The organism is Agrobacterium sp. 10MFCol1.1 (assembly GCF_000381165.1).
GTDB classification, from domain to species: domain Bacteria; phylum Pseudomonadota; class Alphaproteobacteria; order Rhizobiales; family Rhizobiaceae; genus Agrobacterium; species Agrobacterium tumefaciens.
This window is the reverse complement of the sequence record NZ_KB906074.1, coordinates 247,614-268,505: the sequence shown is the minus strand read 5'-3', so window position 1 is coordinate 268,505 and position 20,892 is coordinate 247,614. Positions and strand designations below refer to the sequence as shown.

Genomic DNA, 20,892 nt, shown 5'->3' with positions numbered 1-20,892 from the left:
GTTAGACAGCTTTGCCCGAAGCAGTGATATTGTCGAGCATGATCTGCGCGCGGTTCGTCACATTGCGTGGCGCCTGCGCGTCGCTGACGATCTGCTCGAACCATTGTTTGGCCTTGGCGAAATCGCCAGCCTTGTAGGCGGCAAGACCAAGGGCTTCGCGAGCCGATGCACGCATGGTCTGGCCTTCGCCGCTCAACGGCTCCGCAAGTGCAACGACCTGATCATACGTACCGTTGTCAACCAGCAGCCAAGCCGCGCGCACCTTCGCCGTATCGCGGAAGACCTGCGGGGCAGACGTGTCGTTGCCGATCGCGGTGAAGGCAGCGATGGCGCCGGCCGCATCGCCCTTCTGCGAAAGCAGCGTCGCAGAACGGAACTTCGCCAGCACCGGATAATTGCCATGACCGGAGGTTTCAAGATCGGCAAAGGCCTTCAGCGCTTCGTCCGTCTTGTTGTCGGAAGCAAGCTTCAGCGCCGCAATGAACTGGTCGCCGGAATTGGAAGCGCGGCTGGTGTTCCAGTATTCGTAGATGCCGGCACCGGCGGCGCCTACAACCACGAGAACGGCGGCGCCAACGACCACGATACCGTAGCGGCCCCAGAAACGGGAAAGCTGCTCGGAACGGATCTGCTCGTTCACTTCGCGGATAAAGGTATCATTTTCGTTTGCCATCAAATTCTCCGTTACCCGCGCGGAGATCGTCGCCGATCCATCCGTTCGCAGACATACCAAGCCGCTTACCCGGGTCAGCAAAAGTCCGGCCGACGGGTCATGGTCGGCCTTCTAGCCTATTTTGCCTGATATGTAAGGGGGAAACGTTGATTTCCTACATGGCGATGGGCTGAACGCCGATCAACCATTCGTGCAGTTTCAGGATGAAAGCGCCCCAGAGAACGATGCCGCCGACGATGGCCACCAGATCGTAACGGCCCGAGACGAAGGGACGGACCACTTTTTCACCCGCTCTTTCCCGGCGCTTCAGCGAAATCCGCATCACCACACCCCAGGCGAGGAACGATGCAAAGAGAAGAATCGAAGAGGTCTCTCCATTCGCCAGAAGATGGGCGAGCGCCCAGATCTTGACCGCCAGAATGAGCGGATGTTTTGTTCTGGTTGCGATGTGGCCAGCCGGGATGAGGCTGGCGATAAGACAGATCATCGCGGGCAGCATCAGGGTCACGGCGAGGTGGCTCGTCCAGACCGGCGGGTTCCACAGAACGCCGGTTTCCTGTCGCGCCTCGCCAAACGCATAGATGACGAGACCGAGCGTTATGAGGCTTGCGAGAGAATAGACGCCCTTGAACGGTCCTTCTCCCATCTTCGCGATCATCTGCGCGCGAAATCGCGGCGCAAACACCTTCAAAAGATGCGTCAGGAAAAACAAGGCAAGACAGAGTACGAGAAAAAGCATGGAACACGGTCCCCCGGTGGAACGGAATGCGGCCTCATTACCGCGACGCAGAAAAGGAATTAGGCTGAAAGACGTAAAAAAGCCAGTTTATTCAAAGCTTCGCCTTATTCCACCCGCAAAAGGCAGCGGTGTTTCACATGACGGATGCCTGATGTTTCGCCCATTGACTGCTTTTTCCCTGTCGCTATGCCTTGCCCTTCCCGCTTTTGCCGAAAATGCGGAGAAGCCGAAGCAACTCGTCATCGTTTCTTTCGACGGTGCGGGCGACAATTCGCTGTGGGAAAGAAGTCGTGCGACGGCGAAGGAGGTCGGCGCGCATTTCACCTATTTCCTTGCCTGCACGCTGGTGATGGACCGCAAGACCAGCGCCAAGACCTATCAGGGCCCCGGCCAGAAGGCCGGGCGCTCCAATGTCGGCTTTGGCCAGTCGCCGGAAGAGGTGGAGACGCGGCTGCGCAACATCTGGTCGGCCTATCGCGAAGGTCACGAAATCGGCAATCACACCTGCGGGCATTTCGATGGCGGCCAATGGACCGCCGAGCAATGGGACGGCGAGTTCACCACCTTCACCAGCACGCTGGAAAATGCCTGGCAGATGATTGGCAAGAAGGGTGAGGAACCCGAAGGCTGGCGCGACATGGTGAAAAACATCGACGGTTTCCGCGCGCCCTATCTTTCGCAGGGGCCGGCGCTGACCGCAGCCCAGAAGAAACACGGCTTCGTTTATGACGCCACCAGCATCACCAAGGGGCCGGATTGGCCGGTGGAGCGCGACGGCATCGAACATTTCGGCCTGCCGCTGGTTCCGGAAGGCCCCGGCAATCGCCCGATCATCGCCATGGACTACAACCTCTTCATCCGCCACTCCATCGGCATCGAGACGCCGGACCGCGCGCAGGAATTCGAGGACCGCGCCTATGCGGCGTTCCGCACCGCTTTCGACAAGCAGTATAATGGCGAACGCATCCCTCTGCAGATGGGCTTCCATTTCGTGAAGATGAATGGCGGCGCCTATTGGAACGCCTATGAGCGGCTGCTGCGCGAAGTCTGCCGCAGGGACGATGTCGCCTGCGTGAGTTACGCCGAGGCCATGCCGATCATCAAGGCGCGCAGGAAGCAGAAGACCGAGGGCTAAGGTTCCCCTGGTATAATGCAAAAGGGCGGCCAGTCGGCCGCCCTTTTTGTTTTCCCTCAGGGCTTGTTGGCCGCCAGCTCTCCGGCTTCCGCTTCCCGCTGAAGATAACGCTCGTCGATTTCAGGCAGGGGCTTGTCATCGATCGCGGCCTCGAAAGCCACAAGACGTTTGTGGATGGACAGCAGCTCGATGATCGTGGTCCAGGAATTAACCAGATACTGGAACGAATTACTGACCTGACCGAAGGCCGTGGCGATCTGCTGGTAGATACCATAGGTGATCTTGCCCGCCACGATGGTGGGAACAAGCATCAGGAGCAGGAACACGGCATCGGCCTGAATGTAGAAATACCGCGCGACGTTGAAGTAGAGGTAGTGCCAATACATGCGGAAATAGTTTTTCCGCACATTGGAGTAAAGCTCCTTGACAGTCGGCGGCTGGGCGCGGTCGGCGTGATCCTCACCGTAGACCAGTTCCTTGCGATAGGCCGCTTCCACACGCTGGTTGCGGAAATTCAGGCCGGGCAGCTTGATGCCGACCGTCGCCAGAAGCACGGTGCCGAACACGGACCAGACAATCGCCAGCCAGAACAGCGCGTGCGGCACTTCGCCAAGGATCGGCAATTCGGAGACGTAGGACGACAGCGCAAACAGGATCGGCAGAAACACAACAAGCGTCATGACCGAATTGATCAGGGTAATACCCAACCCCTCCAGCGTGGAGGAGAACCGCATCGTATCTTCTTGAACGCGCTGCGAGGCACCTTCGATGTGGCGCAGCTTTTCCCATTTTGACATGTAGAAGTCGTTCATCGCGGTGCGCCAGCGGAAGATATAATGGCTGGTGAAGAAATCCGTGAGGATCGACACAGCCATGCTGAGAAAGGCGATCTTGGCGAAGACAATCTGAAGACTGTAAAAATCCCAGACTTCGATACCCGGCTGTTTTGACAGCGCATTTTGCAGGAGATCGCCGAAAGGCCGCCGGAAATTGTTGATGACGACGGAAATCTGAACGCCGAAATAGGTCACCGCGATAATCAGCAGCGATCCCCATATGGACCAGAACTTCCAGGGGTGATCCTTGGCGAGAACGGTCCAGACAGCCCCGAACAACACCAGGCACAATGCCAGATAGGCGTAGAAGAACAGATTGGCGGGAACCAGAAAATAGCTGAGATCGTAAGGTTCTTGCTCGGGCATCACGTAGCCCCAAGACCTGCCTAGCCCTTCAACGATGAAGTACCATCCAAGAATGGCGACAAAAGCCCAGACGATGGCGGAGGTGAAGAACAATTTAGGTTTGGGAAAGAAAGAATGAAACACGTTTCGAACTCACGCGCGTTTGAAGTCAGCCATTATTGGCGAAGCACTAGATGGCCCGAACCTAGGGCAGAAATTTGTGCACAGCAACGAAGAAGCGACGACCTTAACAAGATGTAAGGCGCAAACGGCGGATCGATCCCGCAAGGAACCCCTGAAATCGCCCCTTGTGAGGCGCAAAATGCCCGGGCGGATTTAGCGCCGCCGCTCCGTGGCGAGAACCGGCAGCATCAGGAGAATGCTGGCGACAAGCACGGCAGAGGCTAGAATACTTGGTGCAGTAAAACTTCCCGTCACCTCGGCAATCCAGCCGGCGGCGAGTGGTCCGACGATCTGTCCAGTACCGAAAGCTGCCGTCATCAGGGCAAAGGCGCGGCGTGGGCTTGGGCCTGCGAATTCCCGGCCGAGCTGAAGGCCATAGGCGGTGATGACCATGAAGGTCAGCCCCAGAAGCAGACCGCCGGCAAGCACGCCCGGAACGGGTGGCAGCATGACGGAAGCGAAGACGCCGACGGCTTCCACAGCAAGCACGATCACGAAAGCGCGCTTCAGCCCCTGCGATTTCAAGACTGGCTTCCAGAGGAAAAGCGAAATGGCGGCGGCACATCCCGTCACGAACCAGGCCAGAAACTCCACGAAAGCGCCAGCAGCAGCCATGCGGGCAATCGCAACAATGAAGGTGGCGGTGATGACGTAACCGAAGCCGAACAGCCCATAGGCGAGCGTCGTCAGAAAAAGCGGCTTCGTCCATTTGAGCGGCGGCTCCGACAGCGCAGAGGCATGCCGGGGTGGCCCGGCGGGCAGCACCCGCCAGACGAGAAGAAACGTAGCGAAGGAAAAGACGGCACCGGCAATCCACTCCTCCCGCCAGGAGGCACCGCCGCCATCAAAAACGACGCCGATGAGATAGACCACAAGCGAGGAAATCGCGATGCCGGCACCGACGCCGCCATAATGCAGCGCCTGAATATGGTCCTTGCCGGCTTTCATGGCGTGGCCGATGACGATCTGCGACGTGAAGATCATGGTCATCGCACTGGCAACGCCGGCGAAAAACCGGATCAGGGTGAAGGCCGCAACGGAGTTGAAGGCGGCCATGGCAAGCAGCAACGCGCCCGTGGAAAACAAGCCGCAAAGGGCGACCAGCCGTTCCCGTCCCGAGCCCCATGAATAGGCGGCGAGAACCGCCCCCGCGAGATAACCGGCGAAATTTCCAGCCGCGACGATACCCGCATCCCCCGCCGATAGCGGAACATCAGCCATCATGCCGGGAAGAATGGGGGTAAAGGAAAAACGGCCGAAGCCCATGGCGGACGCCATCATCAAGGCGCCGGCGAAACCGAGTGCAGTCAGATGTTTGGGGGAAAGTGGCTTGTCGATGCTCATGTACGGCTTATCGCAACCGCACTGCCACGGAACAAGCGAGTTATTTTGATCGGCAGCATAAGCCGTCTTTGTTGGTACGAGATGCAAGGACCTTGTTGCCTGCGCATCCTTATCCACCCTCATTCCTGTGCTTGTCACAGGAATCCAGCCGACGCGCGTCCGCGCGGCGAGAGAAGTCCTTTCAGCCCAAGGACTTGGGCTGGCTGGATCCCTGTGACAGGCACAGGGATGAGGGAGGAGAAAGGTCAACGAATGCGGCAAACGTCGCAATTGGCGCACTCAGCTACGAAACTTGGTGTCTCGTAAAGTGGCGGTCTTCACCCCTCACTCAACCAGCGTCAGCACCAGCGGGCCGTTCTTCGTAGCAACCACGGTATGTTCATACTGCACGGTCGGCGCGCTCGGATCGCTATAGAGCGTCCACGGATCGTCGTCGCCATCTTCAGCCCAATAGGCACCCGTTGACAGGAAGGGCTCAACGGTGAAGACCATGCCCTCCTGCATGATGCGCCGCTCACCCTTGTCCGGCCAGGTCGCCAGTTCCTTCGGCTCCTCATGCAGGGAGCGGCCAATGCCGTGGCTCGCCAGATTGGTGATCAGCGTGTAGCGGTTCTTTTTTGCAAAGGAGCCGATGGCATTGCCGATATCGGCAAAGGGCCGACCGGTTTTCACCTGCTGCAAGCCCGTCCACATGGCGCGCTTGCCATCGCGGCACAGCCGCTCGATCTCCTTTTTCACCGGCGGCACGGCGAAAGACGAACCCGTATCGCCGAAGAAACCGCTCTTCACCGCCGAGACATCGATATTGACGAGATCGCCCGCCTTGATGATGCGCGGGCCAGGAATGCCATGCGCAACCTCTTCGTTGACGCTGATGCAGGTCGCGCCGGGAAACTGGTAGCAGAACTCCGGCGCCGATTGCGCGTCGTTATCCTCCAGTACCTTTCGGCCGATCGCATCCAGTTCGGCCGTGGTGATACCGGGTTCCAGCGCATCCGCCATGGTCTGCATGGCCACGGCGCAGATGCGACCGATATCCTTTAGCAAAACCAGTTCTTCGTCGGTGGAGATGACCATGTTTCTGTCCGTCGTTCTAAATGGCGGGTCTGAAGACGCCCGCCTTGGTAATAATCAGGCCGTGGCTTTCACCGGATCGGCACTCCCCGTCAATTCTTTTCTGACAACAGGCGCGACTTTCGTACCATAAAGCTCGATGCCGCGCATGATCTGGTCATGCGGCATCAGGCCGATTGCCATCTGCAACAGGAAACGGTCGTTCTTGAAAACGCCATGCGCCTTGATGATCTTTTCCGCCACCAGCTCAGGTTCTCCAAGAAAGAGGTTGCCCTCCGGCCCACGCGCCGCATCGAAATGCGCGCGGTTTGTCGGACCCCAACCGCGCTCGCGGCCGATGCGGTTCATCACCTCTGCCTGCGGTCCGTAAAACTGGTCCGCTGCCTTGTCGGTGGTGTCGGCAATGAAGCCGTGCACGTTGATGCTGGTGCGCAGCCTGGTCTTTTCCTGCCCCGCCCGGCGTGCAGCTTCGTGATAGAGATCGAACAGCGGCGCGAAGCGGCGATATTCGCCGCCGATGATGGCAAGCGCCACCGGCAGCCCCATGGCGCCGGCCCGCGCCACCGATTGCGGCGTGCCGCCAACCGCGATCCAGACCGGCAGACGCTCCTGAAGAGGACGCGGATAGACCCCGCGCCCATTGATGGCCGGATGTTTGGTGCCGGACCAGGTGACGATTTCGTTCTCGCGCAGCGCCAAGAGCAGATCGAGCTTTTCTGCAAACAGCACGTCATAGTCTTCGAGGTCGTAACCGAACAGGGGGTAGGATTCGATGAAGGAACCGCGCCCGGCCATGATTTCGGCTCGGCCGTTCGACAGGAGATCGACGGTGGAGAATTGCTGGAAGACCCGGACCGGATCATCCGAACTCAGAACCGAGACAGCGCTCGTCAGGCGGATATTCTTCGTCTTCACCGCCGCCGCCGCAAGCACGGTGGAGGGTGAGGACGCGACATAGTCCGGGCGGTGATGTTCACCCAGCCCAAACACATCCAGTCCGACCTGATCGGCAAGCTCGATTTCCTCAAGCAGTTCGCGCAGCCGGCGCGCACCTTCCGGCCCACGGCCATCGGCGGGGTTGGGATTGACATCCGCAAAAGTGTAAAGACCGAGTTCCATAGACGATACCTCTGTTTGATTGTCTGAGAGATAGGCACGGACGGCCCTTCAGACAAATGCAAAATCTGGCGTAAAATCTGGATGCTTAGCTTCGAAAAAGTGGATGGACGCCGGCGCATTATGCCCCATGCCGGCCTCCCCCGAAATCGCGCCCGAAATCGCGATTGCCAGCCCGCCCCCTTTGGGCATAACCTGCTTAAATATGTGCGAAGTAATGCAAAAAGGGGAAAGCATGCATCGGACAGTTATCGTGACAGGCTCCACAAGTGGCATCGGCCTTGGCATCGCACAGAGATTTGCGAGGGAGGGCGCGAATATCGTGCTGAATGGCTTCGGCGACGAAGACGAAATTGAAAAACTCCGCCTCTTGCTGGAAGCCGAAAGTGGCGGGCGTGTGCTCTACCACCCGGCAGATATGACGAAACCGGACGAGATTGCCGATCTCATCAATTCCGCGCATGAAAAGCTTGGTTCGGTCGATGTGCTCGTCAACAATGCCGGCATTCAGCATATCGCTCCGATCGAGGAGCTTCCGACGGAAAAGTGGGATTGGATGATCGCCATCAATCTGACCAGTTCCTTCCATACGATGCGCGTTGCGATACCCCTGATGAAGAAGGCCGGCAAAGGCCGTATCATCAACATTGCCTCTGCCCACGGTCTCGTCGCCTCGCCGTTCAAATCGGCCTATGTGGCAGCCAAGCACGGCATCATGGGCCTGACGAAGACGGCGGCGCTAGAGCTTGCGCAGACGGGCGTCACCGTCAACGCCATCTGTCCCGGTTATGTGCTGACGCCGCTCGTCGAAAAGCAGATACCGGAAATGGCCAAGGTGCGCGGCATCAGCGAAGAGGCGGTGAAGAACGACCTGATGCTGGAATTGCAGGCGACAAAGCAATTCGTCACCATCGATGACGTGGCGGCAGCGGCGCTGTTTCTGGCAAGCGATGCCGCCAGCAACATTACCGGCACGCATATTTCCGTCGATGGCGGCTGGACAGCGCAATAATCGATGACATCTCTTTCCGTTTTGGAAACAATGAATTGCCAAAACGGAAATCGATATGCGCGCGCGGGCGTGCATAGATAGCAGATTGGGAACCGGCTCAACCGGACAAAAAGCAAGGCAGTGCATGAACGACGCGATCAGCTTCATCCTCAACAGCGAAACCATTTCGCTTAAGGGTTTCGGACCAACAGACACGCTTCTCGATTATCTCCGCCTTCAAAGACGGCTGACCGGGACGAAAGAAGGCTGTGCTGAAGGTGACTGCGGCGCCTGCACGGTGCTGGTCGGGCGGCTTGTTGATGGCTCGCTGCGTTATGAAAGCGTCAATGCCTGCATCCGCTTTTTGGGCTCGCTGCATGCAACCCATATCGTGACGGTAGAGCATCTGGCCGGCCGCGATGGCACGCTTCACCCCGTGCAGCAGGCAATGGTGGATTTCCACGGTTCCCAATGCGGTTTCTGCACGCCGGGCTTCATCATGTCGCTCTACGGCCTGTGGCTTGCCAGCGAAAACCCGTCCCGCGCCGATATTGAAAAGGCACTGCAAGGCAATCTCTGTCGATGCACGGGTTACGAGCCGATTGTACGGGCTGCCGAAAAGATTGCAGCCGCCCGCCCGAGTGCGCTGTTCGACCCGCTGCAACGCGACCGCACCGATATCATGGCAAGGCTCTGGGCGATCCGCGCCAATGAAACCATTACGGTTACCCGCGGCGAAGATCGGACCATCATCCCGGCAACGCTTGCTGAATTGACCGATATCTATGCCGCCGAGCCGAAGGCTACCATCGTTGCCGGTTCCACTGATGTCGGCCTGTGGGTGACAAAGCAGATGCGGGCGCTTAACCCTGTCATCTTCATCAACAACCTCGGCGATCTGCAGGGTATTGCCGTGGATGAGAACGGCGTGACGCTCGGTGCAGGTGTCACCTACAGCCAGGCCTTCAAGACCATTGCAGAACATTTCCCGCCGCTTGCCCGGCTGTTCGATCGTCTTGGCGGCGAACAGGTGCGCAATATGGGAACCATCGGCGGCAACATCGCCAACGGTTCGCCCATCGGCGACACGCCCCCGGCCCTGATCGCGCTCGGCGCCACGCTCACCTTGCGCTCGTCTTCCGGCAGCCGCACCTTTCCGCTGGAAAGCTATTTCATCGATTATGGCAAACAGGACCGGCTGAGCGGCGAATTCGTCGAAAAGCTTTTCATTCCGTTCCAGACGCCGGGAAGTCACTACGCCGTCTACAAGATTTCCAAGCGCCGGGACGAGGATATCTCCGCTCTCTGCGCCGCCTTCAATCTGACGCTCGAGGCCGATGGCACGGTCGAAGACATCCGCATCGCCTTTGGCGGTATGGCCGGCACGCCGAAACGCGCCGCACATCTGGAGGCGGCACTTCTCGGCAAGCCCTGGTCTCAGGAAACGATCGATGCGGCACGCGATGCGCTGGACGATGATTTCACCCCGCTAACCGACTGGCGCGCGACCGCCGAATACCGGCAACTCACAGCCAAGAATTTGCTGACACGGTTTTTCCTCGAGACATCAGGGGAAAAGCAGGAACTTGCCCGCTTCTCGCTGGAGGAGGCTTGAACCATGGACACGACAAGCTTCGATAAGACCAAGACCGAAATCGACGGCCCTGTACACGCCTCGCTCAGGCACGATTCTGCCCATAAACATGTGACGGGCAGCGCCGAATATATCGACGATATTCCCGAACCCGCCGGCCTCGTTCACGGTGCGCTTGGCCTTTCCGACCGGGCCCATGCCGAAATCGTCTCGATGGACCTTTCGGAAGTGGAAGCTGCGCCGGGCGTGTTATGGGTGATGACAGGTAAAGACGTGCCCGGCGAAAACGACGTCTCCTCCGGCGGGCGTCATGACGAGCCGCTACTGGCCGAAACGAAGGTTGAATTTCACGGCCAGCCGATCTTCGCGGTCTTCGCTGAAAGCCGCGATATTGCTCGCAAGGCCGCCCGCAAGGCGAAAATCGTCTACAAGGACCTGCCGCATTTCACCGATATCGACACGGCGATTGAAAATGGCGGCGCGCTCGTCATCGATCCGATGACGCTGAAGCGTGGTGATGCGAAGCTCGAAATGGACGTGGCACCCCGCCGCCTGACCGGTACGATGCGGATCGGCGGGCAGGAGCATTTTTATCTCGAAAGCCACATCGCCATGGCCGTACCGGGCGAGGACGATGAGGTGACGCTGTGGAGCTCCACCCAGCATCCGAGCGAAATCCAGCACATTGTCAGCCACATCCTTCAGGTGCCGTCCAATGCCGTCACGGTGCAGGTGCGGCGCATGGGCGGCGGTTTCGGCGGCAAGGAAACCCAGGGAAACCATTTCGCAGCCCTTTGCGCCATTGCCGCCAAGAAGCTGAACCGGGCCGTGAAAATCCGCCCCGACCGCGACGAAGACATGACCGCCACCGGCAAACGCCACGATTTCCGCGTCGATTACGAGCTAGGCTTCGATGAGGAAGGCCGCATCCACGCCGTCGACGCCACCTATGCGGCCCGCTGCGGCTTTTCCTCCGACCTGTCCGGCCCGGTAACCGACCGCGCGCTGTTTCACGCCGATTCCAGCTATTTCTATCCGCATGTGCATCTGACCTCTCGGCCGCTCAAAACCCATACCGTCTCCAACACCGCCTTTCGCGGTTTCGGCGGCCCGCAGGGCATGCTCGGGGCTGAGCGTTTCATCGAGGAAATCGCCTATGCCGTCGGCAAGGACCCGCTCGATGTCCGCAAGCTCAATTTCTACGGCGAGACCGGTTCGGGCCGCACCACGACCCCCTATCATCAAGAGGTCGAGGACAACATCATCGCCCGCATCGTTGAGGAACTGGAAGCATCCAGTGAATACCGCGCGCGCAGGCAGGCAATTGTCGAGTTCAACAAGACCAGCCCGATCATCCGCAAGGGCATTGCGCTCACCCCTGTCAAATTCGGCATCTCCTTCACCATGACCGCCTTCAATCAGGCGGGCGCGCTGGTGCATATCTATAATGACGGTTCGATCCACCTGAACCATGGCGGTACCGAAATGGGCCAGGGCCTCTACACCAAGGTGGCGCAGGTGGTGGCCGATGCCTTCCAGGTGGATATTGGCCGGGTGAAAATCACCGCCACGACCACGGGCAAGGTGCCCAATACGTCGGCCACGGCCGCCTCGTCCGGTACGGACCTCAATGGCATGGCGGCCTATGACGCTGCCCGCCAGATCCGTGAAAGGCTTATCAAATTCGCCGCCGAGAACTGGAACGTGCCGGAAGAAGAGGTTGTCTTCCTGCCAAACCGGGTGCGCATCGGGCTTGAGGAAATCGCCTTCAACGATTTCATCAAACGAGCCTATTTCGCCCGCGTCCAGCTTTCCGCCGCCGGTTTTTACAAGACGCCGAAAATCCATTGGGATCGTGCCGCAGGCCGCGGCACGCCGTTTTATTATTTCGCCTATGGCGCGGCCTGTTCGGAAGTGTCGATCGATACACTGACCGGCGAATACATGATGGAACGCACCGATATTCTCCACGATGTCGGCAAGTCGCTGAACCCGGCCATCGATATCGGGCAGGTGGAAGGCGCCTTCGTACAGGGCATGGGCTGGTTGACGACGGAGGAATTATGGTGGGACGGCAAGGGGCGGCTGCGCACCCACGCTCCCTCCACCTACAAGATCCCGCTTGCCTCCGACCGGCCGAAGATTTTCAACGTTCAACTGGCGGAATGGTCGGAAAACGCCGAGCCCACCATCGGCCGCTCCAAGGCCGTGGGCGAACCGCCTTTCATGCTGGCGATCTCGGTTCTCGAAGCACTCTCCATGGCCGTCGCGTCCATCGCCGACTACAAGGTCTGCCCACGCCTCGATGCGCCGGCAACGCCCGAGCGGGTGCTGATGGCGGTGGAACGGTTGAAGAAGGTGTGAGGGGAGACATAATGACGTCCCTCTCCCGCTTCCTCGCCAGCTCCGGACCTGCAATCCTCGTGGAAATCGAGGCCGTGAAAGGGTCATCGCCGCGCGAGGCGGGAACTTTCATGCTGGTAAGCCGGAAGGCGCTGTGGGAGACCATCGGCGGCGGGCAGTTCGAATATATGGCGATAGACCATGCCCGTGCCATGTTGAAGAACGGTACGACCGAAGACGGCATGGATATTCCGCTCGGCCCCGAAATCGGCCAGTGCTGCGGCGGCCGCACCTTGCTCCGCTTCCGGCTGGTAACGCCGGACATCGCGGCAGCACTCGAGGCAAGGCTTAAGGCTGAAACCGAGCAGCAGCAGGCCGTTTTCATTTTCGGGGCGGGCCATGTCGGCAAGGCGCTGACAGATGCTCTGTCGCTTCTGCCTTTGACACTGACCGTGGTGGAAACCCGTGAAAACGAGTTGCGCGATCTTTCAGCCGGTGTCGTATCCGTGCTGACCCCCATGCCGGAAGCGCTGATCGCGAAAATTCCCGCAAACGGCGCTGCGATCATCGTCACCCACGATCACGCACTCGATTTCCTGATTGCAAAGGAAGCGCTTGCCCGCGACGATCTCGCTTATGTTGGCATGATCGGCTCGAAAACCAAACGCGCCACCTTCGCCCATTGGCTTGAGCGGGAGGGAGAACCCCCTTCCCGCCTTGAAAAACTCATCCTGCCGATCGGTGGAAGTAGCGTCAGGGACAAGCGCCCCGCCGTCATAGCGGCCCTTGTGGCAGCCGAGTTGCTGCAAGCATTTTCCGCTGCCGAAACCCGTCGCACCGAAAATCAGCGCGGCCATCCTCAAGACCAAGATCACGCCTGATCCCGTCGGGCAGGCTTTCATCCACCAGATTATCCGGTCGAAGGCTTTCAAGGGAAAACCGTTCCGCGGTCCGCAGACCCGCGCGCAGGCGGGACCACGCGCGCAAGAGTGCTGTGCGCATGTTCGTCTCCATTTAAAAAATGTCAGAAGCTCAGTTGATGAATTGAGCTAAAAATGCTCTGTTTTCCGGATAAAAACCAATGAAACCTTTGGCAGTTGGCATAAAGAGAACTTATCCATGAAAATGTCCCGCCAGTTCCCTCTGAACGCCCTGCGCGTGTTCGAAGCCGCCGCCCGGCATCTCAGCTTCACCAAGGCCGGTGAGGAACTGGGTATGACGCAGACGGCGGTCAGCTATCAGGTGAAACTGCTGGAAGAAAATGTTGGCGAGCCGCTTTTCATCAGAAAGGCGCGGCAGGTTGTGTTGACCGAGGCCGGGCAGAAACTGGCGCCGAAAGTTGCGGAAGCCTTCAACACTTTACGGGAGGCCGTCGACAATGTCCGTGACACCTCTGACACCACCCTGACAATTCACTCCACCGCGACCTTCGCATCGCGCTGGCTTTCGCGGCATCTGGGAGCTTTCCAGCTTGAACATCCCTCGATCGCCGTGCGGCTCGACACATCAAGCGCATTGATCGATTTTACGCAGTCCGATTGCGATGTCGCCATCCGCTGGAGCAGCGACGATGGCAAAGGACTGATCTATCATCAGTTGCTGCGGGGCGTTTACACGCCGATGCTGCATCCGAACCTCGCCGAAAGCATCGGTGGATTGAATAAGCCGGAGGATCTTCTGCGCCTGCGTATCATCGATCCGGGTGACATCTGGTGGAGCCAATGGTTCCGGGAAGTCGGCATCGAAAATCCGGGCCTCGACCGTTATCCGCGCAGCCGCCTCAGCGTGCAGGCTTTCGAAGCCGCGGCGGCAATTGCCAGCCAGGGGGTAGCCATGCTCACCCCTGAACTTTATGCGGACGAGATTGCCCTCGGCCGCCTTTATCAGCCCTTCGAGCACCTCAGCAACGAAGGTAAGAACTACTGGCTCGTCTACCCTGAAAACCGCAGGAACATTCGCAAGATAAGGCTTTTTCGCGACTGGATACTGAAGCGGATCGACGAAAACCGGCCGCAAACATCTCAATACCCCATATCAGGCGCATAAAAGCAGCGCGGCGTGTCCTCGTCCGGGAACAGACAGAGATGATATTCTCCATCCTCGGATCGTCTTGCCTCACGCTGCGACCAGCTGAAGACATGGCGCCGCGTCACCAGACGATGATCGCCGGGCGCAAGCGAGACCTCGTAACCATCCTGCGTGACACGAACACTTCGCGTAGGGATCATCTGGCAATCGCCGGTTTCGGCGTCGCCATTGCAGCAGTAGCTTTCATATTTGAACCCCTTGTGGGATTCATGCGCAAGCGCCGTGGCGCTAAACGCCATCAGCAGGAAAAGAACTGTCAGAACAAGGCGCATCGGCACGGTCTCCGTTGAAAACAACGGCGGCTGCCGGAAGGTCATTGCGTCACTTCATTCAAAATCCAAGCATCAACGCATACCCGGACGCAACGGCACCGGGAACTGCAACACCTGCCCCTGATCTGCCCCCCGCCCCCAGGGTTCGCAGCACCCGCTTTCGGAATGAACCGCCAGCGAAAACATGTCATTGAAGCCCTGCGCCTCTGACCGAAAACCGGAAAGAACATGCGCAACATAAATGTGTCAGAGTGCCCTTCGAAGCGTCCTTTCGGACGCAGGTCGCTCCAAGGCCCCGCAGCCCGATAGTTTTGCACATCAGCAGACTGCTCAGCGGATAATAGCTGAGTCGCGTTAGCCAGCTAAGCACAAACTCAGCGGCAGGACGGCTCCTTTACGATTGGGCGGGGCCGGAAGCCGGGCGTCGCAGCGCCTGCGCCAAAGTTGTGGACACGAGCGTACGGGATTGTGAACAATCATCGTGCGGTGTTTGCTTTTCCCTTTCCTAACGGTCAAATTTCTCGCAAGGTGCGCTGCACAAGGATCAGGGGAACCGAATGTACGAATATGCCATTGCGTGGGAATGGATGGCCTTTGCCGTCCGCTGGCTCCACGTCATCACCGCCATCGCCTGGATCGGCTCGTCCTTCTATTTCATCGCGCTCGATCTTGGGCTGGTCAAACGGCCGCATCTGCCGCCGGGGGCCTATGGCGAGGAGTGGCAGGTGCATGGCGGCGGCTTTTACCACATCCAGAAATATCTGGTCGCCCCGGCCCAGATGCCCGAACACCTGACATGGTTCAAATGGGAAAGCTACGTCACCTGGCTGTCCGGCTTCGCCATGCTGTGCATCGTTTATTACGGCGGCGCCGACCTTTTCCTCATCGACCATTCGGTGCTGGCGCTCACCCAGTTCCAGGCCATCTGTCTGTCGCTGGCATCGCTTGCTGTCGGCTGGCTGTTTTACGATTTCCTCTGCAAATCGCCGCTTGGCAACAACACCTGGGGCCTGATGGTGGTGCTTTACGTCGCGCTGGTGGCGATGGCGTGGGGCTATACGCAGGTCTTCACCGGCCGCGCCGCCTTCCTGCATCTCGGCGCTTTTACCGCCACCATCATGTCGGCGAATGTGTTCTTCATCATCATTCCCAATCAGAAGATCGTCGTTGCCGACCTGATCGCCGGGCGCACGCCGGACCCGAAATATGGCCGCATCGCCAAACAGCGCTCATTGCACAACAACTACCTGACGCTGCCCGTCATCTTCTTCATGCTGTCGAACCACTATCCGCTGGCCTTTGCGACCGAGTTCAACTGGATCATCGCAGCACTCGTCTTCCTGATGGGCGTCACCATCCGCCACTGGTTCAACACCACCCATGCCCGCAAGGGCAAGCCGACATGGACCTGGCTGCTGACCGCGCTCATCTTCATCGTCATCATGTGGCTTTCCACCGTGCCGAAGGTGCTGACCGGCGAAGAAGAACAGAAGGCGGCAACGCTTTCGCCGATGCAGCAGCAATTCGTCAGCGACGCCCATTTCGCGAGCGCCCGCGATGTCGTTCAAGGTCGCTGTTCCATGTGCCACGCCGCCGAGCCGGTGTGGGAAGGCGTGCCCTTCACACCGAAATCTGTGAAGCTCGAAACCGACGCGCAGATCGCCGCACACGCCCGCGAAATCTATTTGCAAGCCGGCCGCAGCCATGCCATGCCTCCCGGCAACATCACCGCCATCACCCCGCAGGAGCGCAAAGTGCTGACCGCATGGTACGAAAGCGCCGTTTCCTCGGGCAAAGACGCCAAGGAAAAAACCGAATGAGCATGGTTCTGCTGCGTGGCCGCCTGTTAAGCTTCCGCCGCGCGCCGCTCGCAATCGACGATACGCAAAGCTATCTCTACATCGAGGATGGCGGCCTGCTTATCGAAAACGGCAAGATCGCCGCCATTGGCGACTATGCCGATATTCGCAAGCAGGCACCTGATGACATTGAGGAGAAGGACCACCGCCCTCATCTCATCGTGCCGGGCTTGATCGACACGCACCTGCATTTCCCGCAGATGCAGGTCATCGGCTCCTATGCCGCCAACCTTCTGGAATGGCTGAATACCTATACTTTCCCGGAAGAATGCCGTTTCGTCGAAAGCGCGCATGCCCAGCGCATCGCCACACATTTTTACGATGAGCTTCTGCGCCACGGCACCACCACGGCTGTCGCCTATTGCTCCGTGCACAAGACCTCAGCCGATGCGTTTTTTACTGAGGCCCTGAAGCGCGGCATGCTGATGGTGGGCGGCAAGGTGATGATGGACCGCAACGCCCCGCAGGGCCTGCTGGACACGCCGGAAACCTCCTATGACGAGACCAGGGCCGTCATCGCCGACTGGCACGGCAAGGGCCGCAACCACGTCGCCATCACGCCCCGCTTCGCCATCACCTCTACGCCGAAACAGATGGAAGCAGCCCAGGCGCTGGCGCAGGAATTTCCCGATCTCTTCATCCAGACGCATCTTTCCGAAAATCTGGACGAGATCAAATATACCTGCGAGCTCTACCCGGAAGCGACCGATTACACCGACATCTATGTGCGTTACGGCCTGATGGGCAACAAGACCCTGCTCGGCCACGCCATCCACCTCTCGGAACGTGAGGCGGACGTGCTGTCGGAAACCGGTGCAGTCGCCGTGCATTGCCCCACATCGAACCTCTTCATCGGCTCCGGCCTCTTCCCGATGAAAAAGCTGCAACGGCGCGAAAAGCCGGTGCGCATCGCAGTCGCGACCGATATCGGCGGCGGATCGAGCTATTCCATGCTGCGCACCATGGATGAGGCCTACAAGATCCAGCAATTGCTGGGCGAACGCCTGAACCCGCTGGAAAGCTGGTATCTGATGACGCGCGGCAACGCCGAAGCGCTTTCCATGGTCGACCGCATCGGCACGCTGGACGCCGGCACGGATGCCGACATCACGGTTCTCAACGCCTCTTCCACGCCCGCCATGGCGCTGAAGATGGAAGTGGTGAAAAGCCTGACCGAAGAACTGTTCCTGATGCTGACCATGGGCGACGACCGCACCGTCGTCGAAACCTACGTGGCCGGCAAGGCGATGAAAAGCGCGCTTGCATAGTTCGGTTTAGGCCGAAACATCAGGTCGTGGCCTCATCTATATCAGTACATATTGAAACGAGCGGGCGTCGCCTGTTTTTCTCTCGCCGCCGGGAAAAGAAACAGGCCGCACTCGCCCGTTTCATATGATCGCCTGACAGCCCAAGTCAGCCGAAATGCGAATGACCTCTGGAGTGCGCCGTGCCGGATTTTGAGACAACTACAACGCTCATGATTGTCGCGACATTCATCGTCGCGGGCGTCGTCAAGGGCGTCACCGGCATGGGCCTGCCGACCGTTGCCATGGGCGTTCTCGGCCTTTTCATGCCGCCGGTCGTTGCCGCTGGCCTGCTCATTCTGCCCTCCTTCATCACCAATATCTGGCAATTGCTGGCCGGACCCGATTTCAAGGCGATTGTCTCGCGACTATGGCCGATGATGATCGCCATTGCCGTCGGCACGCTTCTTGGCATCCGGCTGATGACATCAGGCACCGGCGTCTGGACCACCTCGGCGCTCGGATTATGCCTCGCGGCTTACGCAGCCTACAGCCTTCTTGCAAAGCCCTTCGCCGTTCCCGCAAGGCTGGAACCGAAACTCTCCCCGGCCGTCGGGCTGGCGACCGGCCTTCTGACCGGCGGCACCGGAATTTTCGTGGTCCCCGCCGTGCCCTATATCCAGTCGCTTGGCTTCAGCCGCGACGATCTCGTGCAGGCGCTTGGCCTGTCCTTCACCGTTTCCACCGTTGCGCTTGCCGCCGGCCTTGCCTCTCAGGACGCCTTCCGCGTCGAGCACATGTCGCTTTCCGCACTCGCCGTCCTGCCAGCGCTTCTCGGCATGTGGCTTGGCCAGAATATCCGCCGCATCGTCACTCCCGCGACATTCAGGCGCTGGTTCCTCATCTGCCTGCTTATGCTAGGTGGTGAATTGTTCCTGCGGGCTTTCTGGAGTTGATTCAAGCGCAGTCGAACCGTCACTGCTTCAGAGGCGCAATCAGATTATAGGCGACAATTTCTTCGTCTTCCGTCCCCTCATCGTAAATCTTCGCCACCGTGGCGCGCAGATCCGGCGAATAAACCGCTGTCCATCGTTCTTCCTCTTTGCCGTTTTTACGAATGTCGTAGGTCACATAAAACACCTCGTAATTGCAGAATTTAATCGGAAAGGCGCGCCGCTTCGTAACTGCAAGGGTCAGTGACCACTTATCCTCGATTTTGGTAGTTTCGAGGGGCAGAAATTCAAAAGTGCGTCGAGCGCCAACTTTCAGAGGCCAGAATGCTTCCAGATTTGACGTAAAGTGCTGGCTGTAATTGCCGTCATCGCCCGAACGCGCCAGCTCGATTAACCCCCGAAAGAGAAAAAGCCTCTGTTTGCCTGCGCCTTGAAAATCATTCTCCACCAAGACGATCGGTCCGGATCGCCTGAATTCGCTGCGCACCTGACCGTGGGCAAGAACAAACTCATCTCCATCATTTTTACCGGAGGGGCACTCGGCGGCGAAAACAATCGCGGGCGAAATAAGAACTGCGATAAATAATCTGAGTAAATAATTTAACATATTAAAATACGCTATTACTTGAGAAACCATCTGAATTATTATCGAAATACAGTATATTTCAAGCATAATTCCTAGCCATTTGCGAGTGCAAAAAGCACTGCTGCAAAGACGATTGCCATCGCGTAAACGCGATTACCATGTTATGTGAAGCCATCATTCAAATGTGAAGGCTTTATCCATGGGCAAAATCCTCACCATAGCGGACCTGAAGAAACAGGCTCAGTGCCGTGTGCCGAAGATGTTTTTCGACTATGCCGATAGCGGCGCCTGGACGGAAGGCACCTACCGCGCCAATGAGGAGGATTTTTCCAAGATAAAGCTACGCCAGCGTGTGCTGGTGGATATGACCGACCGGTCGCTCGCCACCGAAATGATCGGCCAGAAGGTTTCGATGCCGGTGGCGCTCTCCCCCACTGGACTAACCGGCATGCAGCATGCCGATGGCGAGATGCTGGCGGCAAAAGCGGCGGAAGAATTCGGCGTCCCTTTCACGCTTTCCACCATGAGCATCTGCTCCATCGAGGATGTCGCCTCCGTCACCTCCAAACCTTTCTGGTTCCAGCTTTACGTGATGAAGGACCGGGATTTCGTCAATAATCTGATCGACCGGGCGAAGGCAGCGGGATGCTCGGCGCTGGTGCTGACGCTCGACCTGCAAATTCTCGGCCAGCGCCACAAGGACCTGCGAAACGGCCTCTCCGCCCCGCCGAAATTCACCCCGAAACACATCTGGCAGATGGCGACACGGCCAAGATGGTGCCTCGACATGCTGCGCACGCAACGCCGCAGCTTCGGCAATATCGTCGGCCACGCCAAGAACGTCTCCGACCTCTCGTCGCTCTCCTCCTGGACGGCCGAGCAATTCGATCCGCGCTTGTCGTGGAAGGATGTCGAATGGATCAAGGAGCGTTGGGGCGGCAAGCTCATACTCAAGGGCATCCTTGACGAGGAAGATGCGCGCGCCTCGCTCGATACCGGCGCGGACGCCATCATCGTCTCCAACCATGGCGGTCGCCAGCTCGACGGCGCGCATTCCTCGATCGCCATGCTGCCGAGGATCGTCGATGCCGTTGGCGACAGGGTGGAGGTGCATATGGACGGCGGCATTCGCTCCGGCCAGGACGTGCTGAAGGCGGTAGCACTCGGCGCCAAGGGAACCTACATCGGCCGCCCGTTCCTCTACGGCCTCGGCGCGGATGGCAAGCAGGGCGTGACGACGGCGCTCGAGATCATCCGCAAGGAAATGGATATCAGCATGGCGCTTTGCGGGAAGCGGCTGATTACGGACGTCGACCGCAGCATTCTGGCGTGATGGTGACGACACGGCATACAACGTAAAGATCGAAGCCGATGCTTCGGTAAGAATATCGCCTTTACGTCGCCTCCCTCATTTCTGTGCTTGTCACAGGGATCCAGCGAGCCCAAGCCCTTGGGCTGAAATGACTATTCTCGTCGCGCAGACGCGCGCCGGCTGGATTCCTGTGACAAGCACAGGA

At 58.7% G+C, this 20,892-nt stretch carries 18 protein-coding genes; 10 read left to right on the top strand and 8 right to left on the bottom strand.

From position 1 onward, the window contains the following. Nucleotide 1: 1 nt before the first annotated feature. Entirely contained in the window at nt 2–673 is a 672-nt protein-coding gene (locus F617_RS0109640; protein ID WP_003513632.1) for a tetratricopeptide repeat protein, read from the bottom strand. Nucleotides 674–827: 154 nt separating this feature from the next. Continuing rightward, complete coding sequence (locus F617_RS0109635; protein WP_003513633.1) at nt 828–1,412, bottom strand: NnrU family protein; 585 nt, start codon at nt 1,410–1,412, stop codon at nt 828–830. 151 nt (nt 1,413–1,563) lie between these two features. Between F617_RS0109635 and F617_RS0109630 the strand changes: the two genes are divergently transcribed. After that, on the top strand, nt 1,564–2,547 hold the full coding sequence (locus F617_RS0109630; RefSeq protein ID WP_019565175.1) for a polysaccharide deacetylase family protein: 984 nt from the start codon (nt 1,564–1,566) through the stop codon (nt 2,545–2,547). Nucleotides 2,548–2,603: 56 nt separating this feature from the next. Here F617_RS0109630 and sbmA read toward each other — a convergent pair whose 3' ends face one another. The 4 genes from sbmA to F617_RS0109610 all read right to left on the bottom strand — a co-directional run bounded on the left by sbmA (nt 2,604) and on the right by F617_RS0109610 (nt 7,448). Then, a complete protein-coding gene (gene sbmA, locus F617_RS0109625; RefSeq protein ID WP_003513636.1) occupies nt 2,604–3,872 on the bottom strand; it encodes a peptide antibiotic transporter SbmA in 1,269 nt (422 codons plus the stop codon). Nucleotides 3,873–4,064: 192 nt separating this feature from the next. Further along, nucleotides 4,065–5,255 carry an MFS transporter gene (locus F617_RS0109620; RefSeq protein WP_019565173.1) on the bottom strand — a complete coding sequence of 397 codons (1,191 nt, stop codon included), beginning with the start codon at nt 5,253–5,255 and terminating at the stop codon, nt 4,065–4,067. 324 nt (nt 5,256–5,579) lie between these two features. Continuing rightward, on the bottom strand, nt 5,580–6,332 hold the full coding sequence (gene map / locus F617_RS0109615) for a type I methionyl aminopeptidase (protein ID WP_003513640.1): 753 nt from the start codon (nt 6,330–6,332) through the stop codon (nt 5,580–5,582). Between the two features lie 54 nt (nt 6,333–6,386). Then, nucleotides 6,387–7,448: an LLM class flavin-dependent oxidoreductase gene (locus F617_RS0109610; RefSeq protein ID WP_003513642.1), complete on the bottom strand. Its 1,062-nt coding sequence runs from the start codon at nt 7,446–7,448 to the stop codon at nt 6,387–6,389. 232 nt (nt 7,449–7,680) lie between these two features. Between F617_RS0109610 and F617_RS0109600 the strand changes: the two genes are divergently transcribed. The 5 genes from F617_RS0109600 (at nt 7,681) to F617_RS0109580 (ending at nt 14,419) form a co-directional block, all read left to right on the top strand. Continuing rightward, nucleotides 7,681–8,457, top strand: a complete 777-nt coding sequence (locus F617_RS0109600) for a 3-hydroxybutyrate dehydrogenase (protein ID WP_019565171.1) — start codon at nt 7,681–7,683, stop codon at nt 8,455–8,457. Nucleotides 8,458–8,581: 124 nt separating this feature from the next. Further along, nucleotides 8,582–10,051: a xanthine dehydrogenase small subunit gene (gene xdhA, locus F617_RS0109595; RefSeq protein WP_019565170.1), complete on the top strand. Its 1,470-nt coding sequence runs from the start codon at nt 8,582–8,584 to the stop codon at nt 10,049–10,051. Nucleotides 10,052–10,054: 3 nt separating this feature from the next. After that, a complete protein-coding gene (gene xdhB, locus F617_RS0109590) occupies nt 10,055–12,394 on the top strand; it encodes a xanthine dehydrogenase molybdopterin binding subunit (RefSeq protein WP_019565169.1) in 2,340 nt (779 codons plus the stop codon). Nucleotides 12,395–12,405: 11 nt separating this feature from the next. Next, nucleotides 12,406–13,254: a xanthine dehydrogenase accessory protein XdhC gene (gene xdhC / locus F617_RS0109585; protein ID WP_019565168.1), complete on the top strand. Its 849-nt coding sequence runs from the start codon at nt 12,406–12,408 to the stop codon at nt 13,252–13,254. Between the two features lie 238 nt (nt 13,255–13,492). After that, nucleotides 13,493–14,419 (top strand): LysR substrate-binding domain-containing protein, encoded by a 927-nt coding sequence (locus F617_RS0109580; protein ID WP_013636655.1) that lies wholly within the window; start codon nt 13,493–13,495, stop codon nt 14,417–14,419. Here the strand turns inward: F617_RS0109580 and F617_RS0109575 are convergent. After that, a complete protein-coding gene (locus F617_RS0109575) occupies nt 14,395–14,733 on the bottom strand; it encodes a hypothetical protein (RefSeq protein WP_026330762.1) in 339 nt (112 codons plus the stop codon). The two genes, F617_RS0109580 and F617_RS0109575, sit on opposite strands and share 25 nt — an antisense overlap. Before the next feature lie 557 nt (nt 14,734–15,290). Here F617_RS0109575 and puuD point away from each other — a divergent pair. From puuD to F617_RS0109560, 3 genes are all read left to right on the top strand, one after another. Next, nucleotides 15,291–16,553: a urate hydroxylase PuuD gene (gene puuD / locus F617_RS0109570; RefSeq protein ID WP_019565166.1), complete on the top strand. Its 1,263-nt coding sequence runs from the start codon at nt 15,291–15,293 to the stop codon at nt 16,551–16,553. Next, nucleotides 16,550–17,860: a guanine deaminase gene (gene guaD, locus F617_RS0109565; protein ID WP_019565165.1), complete on the top strand. Its 1,311-nt coding sequence runs from the start codon at nt 16,550–16,552 to the stop codon at nt 17,858–17,860. Before puuD ends, guaD begins: the two co-directional genes overlap by 4 nt. A gap of 209 nt (nt 17,861–18,069) precedes the next feature. After that, nucleotides 18,070–18,792: a sulfite exporter TauE/SafE family protein gene (locus F617_RS0109560; protein ID WP_019565164.1), complete on the top strand. Its 723-nt coding sequence runs from the start codon at nt 18,070–18,072 to the stop codon at nt 18,790–18,792. Between the two features lie 19 nt (nt 18,793–18,811). Here the strand turns inward: F617_RS0109560 and F617_RS0109555 are convergent, their stop codons facing one another. Beyond that, on the bottom strand, nt 18,812–19,426 hold the full coding sequence (locus F617_RS0109555; protein ID WP_245260776.1) for a hypothetical protein: 615 nt from the start codon (nt 19,424–19,426) through the stop codon (nt 18,812–18,814). A 148-nt stretch (nt 19,427–19,574) separates the two neighbouring features. Here F617_RS0109555 and F617_RS0109550 point away from each other — a divergent pair, with 148 nt between their 5' ends. Then, complete coding sequence (locus F617_RS0109550) at nt 19,575–20,708, top strand: alpha-hydroxy acid oxidase (protein WP_019565162.1); 1,134 nt, start codon at nt 19,575–19,577, stop codon at nt 20,706–20,708. Nucleotides 20,709–20,892 lie beyond the last annotated feature (184 nt).

Coding starts and splice junctions, on each gene's coding strand:
- F617_RS0109575 (WP_026330762.1), bottom strand. CDS start 14,733: ATGCGCCTTGTTCTGACAGTTCTTTTCCTGCTGATGGCGTTTAGCGCC.
- F617_RS0109630 (WP_019565175.1), top strand. CDS start 1,564: ATGTTTCGCCCATTGACTGCTTTTTCCCTGTCGCTATGCCTTGCCCTT.
- xdhA (WP_019565170.1), top strand. CDS start 8,582: ATGAACGACGCGATCAGCTTCATCCTCAACAGCGAAACCATTTCGCTT.
- xdhC (WP_019565168.1), top strand. CDS start 12,406: ATGACGTCCCTCTCCCGCTTCCTCGCCAGCTCCGGACCTGCAATCCTC.
- F617_RS0109610 (WP_003513642.1), bottom strand. CDS start 7,448: ATGGAACTCGGTCTTTACACTTTTGCGGATGTCAATCCCAACCCCGCC.
- puuD (WP_019565166.1), top strand. CDS start 15,291: ATGTACGAATATGCCATTGCGTGGGAATGGATGGCCTTTGCCGTCCGC.
- F617_RS0109560 (WP_019565164.1), top strand. CDS start 18,070: ATGATTGTCGCGACATTCATCGTCGCGGGCGTCGTCAAGGGCGTCACC.
- F617_RS0109580 (WP_013636655.1), top strand. CDS start 13,493: ATGAAAATGTCCCGCCAGTTCCCTCTGAACGCCCTGCGCGTGTTCGAA.
- map (WP_003513640.1), bottom strand. CDS start 6,332: ATGGTCATCTCCACCGACGAAGAACTGGTTTTGCTAAAGGATATCGGT.
- F617_RS0109635 (WP_003513633.1), bottom strand. CDS start 1,412: ATGCTTTTTCTCGTACTCTGTCTTGCCTTGTTTTTCCTGACGCATCTT.
- xdhB (WP_019565169.1), top strand. CDS start 10,055: ATGGACACGACAAGCTTCGATAAGACCAAGACCGAAATCGACGGCCCT.
- F617_RS0109640 (WP_003513632.1), bottom strand. CDS start 673: ATGGCAAACGAAAATGATACCTTTATCCGCGAAGTGAACGAGCAGATC.
- F617_RS0109620 (WP_019565173.1), bottom strand. CDS start 5,255: ATGAGCATCGACAAGCCACTTTCCCCCAAACATCTGACTGCACTCGGT.
- F617_RS0109555 (WP_245260776.1), bottom strand. CDS start 19,426: ATGGTTTCTCAAGTAATAGCGTATTTTAATATGTTAAATTATTTACTC.
- F617_RS0109600 (WP_019565171.1), top strand. CDS start 7,681: ATGCATCGGACAGTTATCGTGACAGGCTCCACAAGTGGCATCGGCCTT.
- guaD (WP_019565165.1), top strand. CDS start 16,550: ATGAGCATGGTTCTGCTGCGTGGCCGCCTGTTAAGCTTCCGCCGCGCG.
- F617_RS0109550 (WP_019565162.1), top strand. CDS start 19,575: ATGGGCAAAATCCTCACCATAGCGGACCTGAAGAAACAGGCTCAGTGC.